The organism is Ralstonia sp. 110700041-2, assembly GCF_056280165.1.
The window spans coordinates 1-10,845 of the sequence record NZ_JBSFAI010000029.1 but is presented as its reverse complement, the minus strand read 5'-3'; the positions used below and the strand labels follow the sequence as shown (position 1 = coordinate 10,845).

General features: G+C 65.6%; 7 protein-coding genes and 2 pseudogenes. 3 read left to right on the top strand and 6 right to left on the bottom strand.

The annotated features are described in order from the left end of the window. Positions 1–83 precede the first annotated feature (83 nt). Positions 84–281 (top strand): annotated as a pseudogene (locus ACUXH0_RS26255) (ATP-binding protein); the annotation flags it as partial. 21 nt (positions 282–302) lie between these two features. Here ACUXH0_RS26255 and ACUXH0_RS26250 read toward each other — a convergent pair. Together ACUXH0_RS26250 and ACUXH0_RS26245 are read right to left on the bottom strand one after the other, a co-directional pair. Further along, the gene (locus tag ACUXH0_RS26250; protein WP_004637161.1) at positions 303–1,355 is read right to left on the bottom strand and encodes a diguanylate cyclase; all 1,053 of its coding nucleotides are present in this window, start codon (positions 1,353–1,355) and stop codon (positions 303–305) included. 263 nt (positions 1,356–1,618) lie between these two features. Further along, the gene (locus ACUXH0_RS26245) at positions 1,619–2,107 is read right to left on the bottom strand and encodes an Lrp/AsnC family transcriptional regulator (protein WP_004637162.1); all 489 of its coding nucleotides are present in this window, start codon (positions 2,105–2,107) and stop codon (positions 1,619–1,621) included. A gap of 144 nt (positions 2,108–2,251) precedes the next feature. On the opposite strand from ACUXH0_RS26245, the gene glmS reads away from it, so the two are divergent. Continuing rightward, positions 2,252–4,183, top strand: coding sequence for a glutamine--fructose-6-phosphate transaminase (isomerizing) (glmS, locus tag ACUXH0_RS26240; protein ID WP_004637163.1), 1,932 nt, complete (start codon positions 2,252–2,254; stop codon positions 4,181–4,183). 127 nt (positions 4,184–4,310) lie between these two features. Here the strand turns inward: glmS and ACUXH0_RS26235 are convergent, their stop codons facing one another. Genes ACUXH0_RS26235 through ACUXH0_RS26225 form a run of 3 tightly spaced genes read right to left on the bottom strand, consistent with a single transcriptional unit; the run spans position 4,311 to position 9,316 of the window. Then, the gene (locus tag ACUXH0_RS26235; protein ID WP_004637164.1) at positions 4,311–5,165 is read right to left on the bottom strand and encodes a DUF6671 family protein; all 855 of its coding nucleotides are present in this window, start codon (positions 5,163–5,165) and stop codon (positions 4,311–4,313) included. Beyond that, complete coding sequence (locus ACUXH0_RS26230) at positions 5,165–7,717, bottom strand: YbcC family protein (protein WP_004637165.1); 2,553 nt, start codon at positions 7,715–7,717, stop codon at positions 5,165–5,167. Before ACUXH0_RS26230 ends, ACUXH0_RS26235 begins: the two co-directional genes overlap by 1 nt. Positions 7,718–7,741: 24 nt before the next feature. After that, complete coding sequence (locus tag ACUXH0_RS26225) at positions 7,742–9,316, bottom strand: NADH-quinone oxidoreductase subunit L (RefSeq protein WP_004637167.1); 1,575 nt, start codon at positions 9,314–9,316, stop codon at positions 7,742–7,744. A 99-nt stretch (positions 9,317–9,415) separates the two neighbouring features. On the opposite strand from ACUXH0_RS26225, the gene ACUXH0_RS26220 reads away from it, so the two are divergent. Beyond that, positions 9,416–10,318, top strand: a complete 903-nt coding sequence (locus ACUXH0_RS26220) for a LysR family transcriptional regulator (RefSeq protein WP_004637169.1) — start codon at positions 9,416–9,418, stop codon at positions 10,316–10,318. A 329-nt stretch (positions 10,319–10,647) separates the two neighbouring features. On the opposite strand, the pseudogene ACUXH0_RS26215 reads toward ACUXH0_RS26220, so the two are convergent. After that, a pseudogene (locus ACUXH0_RS26215) lies at positions 10,648–10,743 on the bottom strand (DUF4148 domain-containing protein); the annotation flags it as partial. Positions 10,744–10,845: the final 102 nt, after the last annotated feature.

Below are 10,845 nucleotides of genomic sequence, written 5' to 3'. Positions count from 1 at the left end.
GAAAGCCAACAGAATCAACGATCTACCAACACCACCCCCGCGCCAGTGCTGGGTTTGCGTACCGCCAGTTATTGCACTGAAAACGAGGGGACCCCTTGTTCGGCGTGTTCCAGCGCCTGCACCGCGAGACGGAGTTCGAGGGGGTGGGCGCGGGGCTCGCACTGTGCCGCGCCATTGCGCAGCGCCACGGCGCAGAGGTTAGCGCGACGGCGGTGCCGGGCGCTGGTTGCACGGTGCGGGTGCAGTGGCCGGTGAACCCTGCAGCCGCCAACGAGCCCTGACGCCGGCCGCAGTGCTGGCTGCTACACCGCTGGTACCAGCGCTGGCTCCATGCACCCCGCCACCTGATTGCGTCCGCCGTTTTTGGCGACGTACAGCGCTGCGTCCGCGGCGTCGATCCACGCCCGCAGGCTGCTGTGGCGGTGGTCGGCCGGGGCCACGCCGATGCTGCTGGTGATGCGCAGTTCGGGCAGGCTGCGCAGGCGCACGCCTTCTGTCTGCTCGCGGATGCGCTGGGCAATGGCCAGGGCGTCGCGCGCATGCATGCCGGGCAGCACGATGGCGAATTCGTCCCCGCCGTAGCGCCCCGCGCAGTCACCGGCGCGCACGTTGCCCCGCACCACATGCGCCAGCGCGCGGATGACCTCATCGCCCACGGTGTGGCCGTAAGCGTCGTTGATCTCCTTGAAATGGTCGATGTCCAGCATCAGCATGCAGGCGGGCTCGTCGGTGGTGTGGTGGCGGCGCAGTGCGGCCTCTGCCTGCTCTTGCCAGTGGCCGCGCCCGAACAGGCCGGTCAGTGCGTCCACGCGGCGCAGTTCGTCCAGCATCTGGTTCTGGCGCGCAGACTGCCGGATGAGCTGGTAGCTCACGGCGCTGACCGACAGCGTGTGCAGCGACATCACCGGCAGACAGGCCACTATCACGCGCATGGAGGTCTCGGGCGCCCAGTGCAGCCCCATGACCGCCGTGCTGGCCACACCGGCCGCCAGCATCACCCACAGGGCGCGCACCCACAGCCCCCGGATGCCGGTGGTGATCTTGTCCACCATGGTCAGGGTGAGCAGCATCACGCTGGGCAGCAGGTTGAAGTGCATCAGCGGCACCAGCGCAGCGACCAGCGCCGAGTCGATGAGCAGGTTGCGCACCTCGGCGGCGTATGGGTCGGCGGCGCGGCGTGTGAGCAGGTAGGCCACGTGCGGCCACACCAGCGTGGCCAGCAACAGCGCCGTCCAGGCCAGGGGGGATGCCTGGCGCTCCCACAGCACCGTGGCCACCACCATGCCACCCAGCCCCATGCCCAGGATGCGCAAGGGGTAGATGCGGCGGGGCATCTGGCGGCGGGGCGTCGGCATGGGGGTGTTGGAGAAGGGCGGTGCTGCCACGCGGGCATTCACCGGCCAGGTAGGTTGAAAGTGCGGGGGAGCTTACAACGCCCGGTCAGGCGATACCAGCAAGAAATGACCGTGGTCCATTCCCATCAGTCGCATGGATGACCTTGCTGGGTGTTGGGATGTGCTGTGGGGCCTGTCAGGGGGGGCTGAGGGGCGGGGCGGTGAGAGGGCGCCGATGAGGATGCAGGTGGGTTTGCTAATAAATTGATAGCAGATAGCGCATGTCAATCTGGCGCTACCGGCACTTTGGTCTCAAATTTGGCCCGGCGGGTTGCAAAGAAGGCCTTCACATTGCGCACGTTGGCGTCGCCGGTGAACAGCCGCTGCGACAGCGCCAGGTAGCCCGGCATGTCCCGCGTGTGCACCACCAGCACAAAGTCTGGCCCGGGTGACACGCGCCAGCACTGCTGCACGGCGGCCTCCTGCACGGCGCGGGCTTCGAAGGCGTCGAGCTGTTCGGCCCCCTGGCGGTCCAGCGACACCTCCACGATGCACGCCAGCCCGTGGCCTTGCAGGGCAGCCAGCCGGTCGGGCTGCAGGATGGCCACCTGCCGCTCGATGAGTCCCACATCGTGCAGGCGCTTGACGCGGCGCAGGCAGGTGGGCGGCGACACATGCACCTGTTCGGCCAGGGCCTGGTTGCTCTGCGCGGCATCGGTCTGCAACAGGTTGAGCAGCTGCAGGTCAATTGCATCGAGCGATATGAATTCCATTGGAGGTCAGAAAATGAACAAAAATTTCAACATTGATTATTGGTGAAATTAAAGTTCATGTTGCTGCAAATATCAATCAATAATTTTTTGGGACGCTGCCTACCATCGCCGCATCCCATCACATTCCAACCAAAGGCAACCACCATGTGCGGCATCGTCGGCGCAGTATCCACGCGCAACATCGTTCCCATCCTCGTGCAGGGCCTGCAGCGACTTGAATACCGGGGCTATGACTCCTGCGGCGTGGCCGTGCATGCGTCCAGCCTAGACGCCACGCGCCCTGCCGGCCTGCAGCGCGCCCGCAGCACCGCCCGCGTGGCCGAGCTGCTGGAGCAGGTGAGCACCGAGCACATCGACGGCGCCACCGGCATCGCCCACACCCGCTGGGCCACGCACGGCGCGCCTGCCGTGCACAACGCCCACCCGCATTTCAGCCACGGCACGGGCGCAGACGCCCATGCGCAGGCCGCAGGCCGGGTGGCACTGGTGCACAACGGCATCATCGAGAACCACGAAGAACTGCGCGCCCGCCTGCAGGCACGCGGCTACGTGTTTGCAAGCCAGACCGACACCGAGGTCATCGCCCACCTGGTGGACAGCCATTACAGCGGCGACCTGTTCGACGCCGTGCGGGCCACCGTGGCCGAACTGCATGGCGCCTACGCCATCGCCGTCATGCACAAGGACGAACCCCACCGCGTGGTGGGCGCACGCGCAGGGTCTCCGTTGATCCTGGGCGTGGGCAAGGACGCAACCGGCGCCTCGTCATCGCGCGAGCACTTTCTGGCCAGCGACGCCATGGCCCTGGCGGGCGTCACTGACCAGATCGTCTATCTGGAAGAGGGCGACCTGGTGGACCTGCAGCTGGGCCGCTACTGGATCGTGGGCAAGGACGGCAATGCGCTGACCACCGGGCAGCGCCCCGTGCGCACCGTGCAGGCCCACAGCGGCGCGGCCGAGCTGGGGCCGTATCGCCACTACATGCAAAAGGAAATCTTCGAGCAGCCCCGCGCGATTGCCGACACGCTGGAAGGCCTGGCCGGCATCGTGCCCGAGCTGTTTGATGGTGCAGGCCAGCATGGCGAGCCCGGCGCGGCTGCCTGGCGCGTGTTCAAGGACATCGACAACGTGTTGATCCTGGCCTGCGGCACCAGCTATTACAGCGGCTGCACCGCCAAATACTGGCTCGAAGAAATCGCGGGCATTCCCACCCAGGTCGAAGTGGCCAGCGAATACCGCTACCGCACCAGCGTGCCCAACCCGCGCACCCTGGTCGTCACCATCAGCCAAAGCGGCGAAACCGCCGACACCCTGGCCGCGCTGCGCCACGCGCAATCCCTGGGCATGCAGCACACGCTCACCATCTGCAACGTCGCCACCAGCGCCATGGTGCGCGAATGCAAGCTCGCCTACATCACCCGCGCCGGGGTCGAGATCGGCGTGGCCAGCACCAAGGCCTTCACCACGCAGCTGGCGGGCCTGTTCTTGCTGACGCTGGCCCTGGCGCAAAGCAAGGGCCGCCTGAGTGAAGAGCAGGAGGCTGCACACCTCAAGGCCATGCGCCACCTGCCCGTGGCCCTGCAGGCCGTGCTGGCGCTCGAACCCCAGCTCATCAGCTGGGCTGAAGACTTTGCGCGCATGGAAAACGCGCTCTTTCTGGGCCGAGGGCTGCATTACCCCATCGCGCTGGAGGGCGCGCTCAAGCTCAAGGAAATCAGCTACATCCACGCTGAAGCCTACCCGGCCGGTGAACTCAAGCACGGCCCCCTGGCCCTGGTGACCAGCGCCATGCCGGTGGTGACGGTGGCGCCCAACGACGCCCTCCTGGAGAAGCTCAAGAGCAACATGCAGGAAGTCCGCGCCCGTGCGGGTGTGCTGTACGTGCTGGCCGATGGCGACACCCGCATCGAAAGCAGTGAGGGCATCCACGTGATTCGCATGCCCGAGCACTACGGCGCATTGAGCCCACTGCTGCATGTCGTGCCGCTGCAGCTGCTTGCGTACCACACGGCCTGTGCGCGGGGGACGGATGTGGACAAGCCCCGCAACTTGGCCAAGAGCGTTACTGTGGAGTGAGCTGTCGAACACCCCGTTTTTTACCAACAACTGACTGATCGATTGGCCAGTTGTTGTTTGCTTTGTGACGCCTCGCCGGTCAGTGTTCAAACCACTGTGCTGAACGCGGGACCGCTGTGATTGCAAGTCAGGGATTGCAATACGCGCAGTGGCGAGGATCTGCCAATGCCCGCGTGGCTTTGCTCATTCTGGACTGGTATTCGCAGCGTGGGCACGACCACACCTCAGCGCGGCAGGATGCGGTAGGCCGTCCGCAGGCAGAGCAGGTAAGCCCCGGTATGCGTTCGGTGACCCAGTAACCCGGGGCGTTGCAGGCTGGGCAGTTCGACTGCAGTCGCTGCAGCAAGTCCTGCGCAGCTTGCTCGATGAGGCGCATGCGGGTGGGGTTGGCAAAGGCCCTCAGGTCCGTCTCCACAAAGACCTGGCGGTTGCGGGCCTGGGCTTGGCAGGCGTCGAAGCAGTGCCGCAGCCGGTCCCAGTCCGCGATGCCTTTGTGCATGCGGGTGTCGTCCTGGCTCTCCGGGCGCATCACCAGCTGTTGCTGCGGGAAGCCCTCGCGCTGCGCAAATGCCTCCACGGCACTCCAGTTATCGCTCAGCAGGTGCCCGCTGCGCGCAGGCCCTTGTGCCATGCCGACGACTTCGATGCCCATGCGGTCGTCCAGCCAGGCGATCAGCTCCACGTTCCAGGGCACCATTCCTGTGAACGGATCGGGACCAAAGCTGCCCTCGCTGGCCAGGCCGGCATCGAGGCCGGAGAGCTCCATGCCCTTGCGGGCTTTGCGCCGTGCTGCATCCAGTTGCGAGCCCGCACGTGCCGTTTCGCGGGTGAAGGTGCCCAGCAGGTCGGTATCGAACCCGCTGACATGTTCAATCGTGCAACCCAGACCCGGCTCCAGCGCGGGCGCGATGACCCGCTCCTTGCCATGCTGGGTCAGCAAGGCGATGCGGCGGTCTGCATAGGGGCGTGCACTGGGGTGCATCACCAGTTCTCCGTGTGCAGCGGCTCCCAGAGACCCTGGTCATAGCGCATCAGGTCGGTGCCTTCCCACCGCCAGAGGTGCAGCCACCCGTGGTCCACCAGTTGCTTGACGACGGCATGTTGATGGATCACTGCGTCGATGGATGGGCGGGGCGCATCAATCACCACGGTCAGCCTCAGTGGTTCGTGCAACCAGCGCTTGCCGTCGTGCACCGACTGCTGCGACAGGCCGATGCGCAGATCACCGCCGTTGCCTTCAAAGACGCCGATGTGTCCGCCCACCACGTTGTGCAGCACCTTGTTGCCACTCCCCAGGCGTGTGGGGGCGCAGGTGGATGCGTGGTACTGCCAGTTGATCCAGTGGGTGACCAGCATGGGCGCGGTCATGAGCGCTTCCAGCAGGCTGCCGTCGGGGTCTCTTTGGGCGTCATAGTCGTGCAGAAAGCTGCGTCCTTGTAGCGCAGCGCCCAGCGTCCTGTGCCGGGGTGCGATGACGAAGGCTGCGTTGCCCGCCAGGCCCCATTCCGGGCGCGTCTGGGCGCCATCGTTGGCGCGCCTTCGCAATTGCTTCAGCAAATCGTCGTGCGGTGTCCGTGGGTCGATGTGCAGGTGCGGTGCTCGTTCTCTGCGGACCTGGTCACTGGCATGGTGTAGCACCGGCTGCAGGCTGTCCCACCGTTGGCGAGCGGCTGGGGGCAGCAGGTCCAGGTCAAAGCCCTCGATCTCATCGGTTGTGGTGTTGTGCAGGGCCGCCACGAAGGTTGTGGACTCCGGAATGGCGATGCCTTGTTCCGCCAGGCCCGTACGCACGGCAGGTTCGTTCAGCAGTTGTGCCAGGCTGCGGGCACTGACTTCGCCGGTCTGGCCGCAGCATGCGCCGCAGTCCAGCGCTGCCGCATGGGCGTTGTTGGCCGACTGGCTGCCATGCCCTACCAGCAGTACCAGGGGCGCCAGATAACCGTCCAGCCCCATGGAGCGCAGCACCCGCGCTGCCAGCGACACCTTGGCGCCGATGTCCAGCCCCGTGAGCTGGGGCCGGCACAGGGGGCGATAGCGCGCAGGCAGGCCTTCCAGTGCATCGTTGGCCCTGGCTTGCCGGGAGGGCCGCAGCCATTGGCCCAGCTTGCCCGCATAGCCCACGCCCGCCGCTTCAACGAACGAGAACGCCGCACCCGGCCAGCGGCTGGCGGACAGCCATTGGTCGGCCAGCGCAAAGCGCCTGGAGCGTGCGTGGATCGCTGCTTCTTGTAGCGTCGCATCGGTCTTCAACGCGCCCGCAGTGGATGGCACGATGCAGTCAGTGGCTTCTACTGCGGGTGCCAACAGGCCCGGCAGGTGGGGCGTGCGAGCGCTGGTGCCCAGCGGTGTGTAGGCGAGGGGCAGGCCAAAAAATCCCGCGAACCCGATGGTCTGTACGGCGGGCCAAATGGCCTCCAGGGACCTCCGCAGTGGCTCGCTGCGCACATCAATACAAAAAGCGGCTTGCACCTCGATCTCGTGCTGGTTGGGCGGGGCACTGCCGGCACCGAGCAGCCGCTGAGCCAGTTGGCGCTGGTAGCCGACTTCCAGAGCTACTTGCCACACTTCGTCGACCAGCAGAGCCTGCTCTGCCCGTTGCAACAAGGCGGGGGCCTGGCCCCAGGCCTGTTGCAGCGCCTGGAAGGCATGGGTGCCTGCGGCATCGTCCTTGCAATGCAGTAGAACCGCACCCCATGCCAGCCGGATCGCCAGCAACTCCCGCAGGTGCGGGTCGGAGGTCTGGTTCAGGTGGGCCTGCCAGCCTAGATAGGCGCACCACGAAGCCCAGCCATTCACCGTCAGCAGCACCGACTCCAGATAGTCTGGCCACACCGCCTTGGGAAGGCGCAGCCTGTGCAGTACCCAGCGTTCGGCGTCTTCCCGGGTGGCGGGCAGAGCCTCCAAGGCCTCGGCGAGGTGTGGCAAGCCCATCAGCAGGCCGATGGAGTGGTCGTGCTGCAGAGTCTCGCGCCAGAACGCATACAGGCCCTCGGACCGCTGGGGCTGCCAGTCCGCCTGTGTCTGGTCGAAATAGGCGGCGCAGGTCTGGCTCACCTGGTGGGTGATTGCCTGGCGCCAGGACAAGCGGGTTTGGCGGTGGGGGTCGTTGTCCAGCACATCGATCAGCAGGGGCAATTGCTCTACGGGCTGGGTGTTGTGTAAGGCCTGTACGCAGTCTTCGGCAGTCAACCCGCAGGCTTGCGCCTGAGGCATCTGGCGGATCGCCTGATCAAGGTCCTGGGCGCTGATGCGTCCTTCCGTCCACGCTTGCAGTTGCCGGTCGCGCCCGGGAAAGACCTGAATGCCGCCCAGCGCTGCCATGCGCGCTGCCACCCGGCGCACCGGCATGCCGATGCGCGCCCAGTGCGGGTTGACTGCAATGGCACGGTCCAGGGGCCAGGCCGGTGCAATGGCTTGGCACGCTTGTGCGCAGGCGGTGTCGATGTCGTTGTGCGAGGCCGGGTGCTGCGCAGCGTGCGTGGGCGCTGGCGCCGCGAGCTCCTCGGTGGGGCAGTCGGTCAGTGATTCCATCATGGGGTTCTCCGGGTGCAGTGCGGTTCAGGGGGCGGCTCTGTGCAACGTGGGGCCTGCTACATGGGGGACCGCGTCACGCGGGGCAGGGGGTGTCCAGGCGGTGGGCCAGATGTACAGGGCCAGCCGGGTGTACGCCTCGTCGATGTAGAACCCTGCATAGCTCCACCTGCGCCAGGTCCGCAGCATGTGGGGCTGCCTCTGCAGCAGTGCCAGAAAGAGGTAAAGGCCTAAAAGTCCGATCAGTGCCAGCCACCCCAGCACGTGCGCCGGAGCATCGCGCAAGCCCAGTGGCACATGGTGGATGGCAACTGCCGCTGCGGTGAGGCCCGCCACCATCACCAGCCCGGCCAGGCTGTGCCAGGCCGCAGTCTTGGCGCTGGCCTGGCCCTGAGGCGACCAGAGCAGCGGTGCCCAGGCCAGTCCCAGCACGGCGGACCACCAGGCGGGCCAGGGCACCTCCGCCGCCACGTTCAGCACCAGCAGCACGGTGGCCGTGGCGGCGACGGGTGCCAGCGCCAGGCTGATGGCTGTGGGCGGGGTTGCGCTGTGCATGGCCTGCAGCCGCGCTTGCCGAACCGCGTTGGATGCCGACAGAAACACATGGGCCTTGTACAGCGAGTGCCCCACGAGGTGCAGCGCAGCCAGCGTGTACAGGCCCAACCCGCATTCGAGCAGCATGAACCCCATCTGCGCCACCGTGGACCAGGCCAGCCTGACCTTGATGCTGATGCGCGTCAGCATGACCATGCCAGCGAGCACGGCTGTACCGAGGCCAAAAACGACCAGCACGACGCGGGCAGCGGCGGCGTTTTCCAGCAAGGGGGCGAACCGTATCAGCACGAACCCGCCCAGGTTGACCACGCCTGCGTGCAGCAGTGCAGACACCGGCGTGGGCGCCTCCATGACCTGGATCAGCCAGCCATGCACGGGCAACAAGGCCGTCCGCAAAATCACGGCCAGGGTCAGCAACACCGCGCTGGCGTGCAGCAACGGGGACATGCCGTCGCGTGCGATGTACGCCCACAACGCCGACAAAGAACCGCTGCCGACTTCCAGCCAGGCCAGTGCCGCCGCACCGACCAGCAATACGTCGGCCACCCTGTCGGCCATCTGTTTTTTGTGGGCGGCCAGGCTGGCAAAAGCCCGGTCGGGGTAGAAGCACAGCAGGTGTTGCAGCGCAATGCCCACCAGAGCCCAGGCGATGGCCAGGACGATCCAGTGGTCTGCCAGCAGCAGCACGTGCACAGCAGCCAGCACACCCGCCAGTGCTGCCATGTAGCGCGGCTGGCCGGGCTCTCCCTCCAGGTACCTCGCAGAAAACGCTGCGATGACGGTGCCCAGCAGTTGCACCAGAACCCCCATGCACAAGCCCATCGGCGATGCCTTGAGCCAGCCAGCGTGGTCCAGCCGGCCGATGCCAGCCATGGCCGCAATCGCCGCCAATACAGAACCTGCCAAGGCGGCACCAGACAGGATCAGCATCCAGCGCCACAACGTGGCAACCGAGCCCTTGTGGCACAGTGCCAGCGCCATGGCGGCCAGCATGAGCATGCCCGGTGCCCATGCGCTGGCGTGGGACAAAACGTGAACAAATGGCATCACTCAACCTCCAGAAACAAGACTGGGGGCGATGATGCTGCGGGGTTATTGTTCTGTAAAATACATTGAAAAGAACAAAAAAATACTAAAAATAGAACAATGAGACTCGATCAACTCAACTTCAACCACCTGTTCTACTTTTGGCGTGTGGCCAAGCTGGGGCACCTTACCCAGGCAGCGCAAGAGCTGCACACGTCCCAGTCTGCGGTGTCCACCCAGATCCGGCAGCTGGAAGAGCGCCTGGGCGAAGAGCTGTTTTTGCGAGAGGGCCGCCGCCTGCTGCTGACCGACACCGGGCAACTGGTACTGGCATATGCCGAGAACATCTTCGGACTGGGTCAGGAAATGCTGGGGCGCCTGCAGGGCAGCGCGTCGGGGGTGACCCGGCTGCGCGTGGGCAGTGTGGCAACGTTGTCCCGCAACTACCAGGAAAACTGGATCCGCCCCTTGCTGGCCGACCCGTCCGTGGTTTTGACGCTGGAGTCAGGGCTGCTGGAGGGGCTGATTTCGCGCCTGGTGCAGCACCAGCTGGACGTGGTGCTGGCCAATGAGTCAGTGCCTTCCGACTCCGAGCGCCCCTTGCACTGCCAATTTCTCGGCAGCCAGTCCATCTCGCTGGTCGGCCCTGCCAGCGTGTGGCAATCGCGCTCGTTGCGCATACCTGAAGACCTGGAGGGTATGGAGGTGGCGCTGCCTGGCCCCCGCCATGCACTGCGTGCGCAGTTTGAAGCCCTGTGTGCATCGGCCGGGGTGACGCCCCGATTGCGCGCCGAGGTGGATGACATGGCCATGCTGCGCCTGATCGCCCGTGACAGCGGCTGGCTGACCGTGCTGCCCGAGGTGGTGGTTCAGGACGAGTTGCGCACGGGCATCCTCGTCAAGGTGGGCTACTCCGCCGGGCTGCAGGAGCATTTCTACGCCATCACCACCCGGCATCGGCACCGTATCGAGGTGCTGGAAACCCTGCTGGAACGTTCGTCGGGCCGCATGGGGCCGTCCTGACAGACCTAGGGCAACGCTGAACAAGTCCCTCGCGCACCGCGCACCCCTGCTTTGGGCGGTCTGCCGCGTTGCAAATCCTCGCGATAGCTACGGCTATCGCTGTGGTTTGCGCCTTGCATCCCATCCCAAATCAGGGCGTGCGCCACTGCGGGGACTTATTCGGCGTTGCCCTAGCTGGGATTCGTCAAAAGTTTGCCCCATGAAAAAAGCCCCGCAATGGGGGCTCGTTCATGGGCGATGCAATGTGATGCGGTGCACCGATGACGCCTTCGCTCAGCCGCAGTGGATGCGCCAAGCGGTGGCGTCCGAAACGCCCGCATCGGCTTGCATTACATGGCGTTGCCGATTTCGCCGTGGGAGATCTGGCCTGTGCGAACAGCTTCTGCGGCCTGGGCACGCACGGCAGCGCGGTCGGCGGTGGATTGGGGGTCCCCTCGTTTTCAGTGCAATAAGTGACGGTACGAAAAGCTAGCACTGGCGCGGAGGTGGTGTTGGTAGATCGTTGATTTCATTGACTTTCCTGTTCA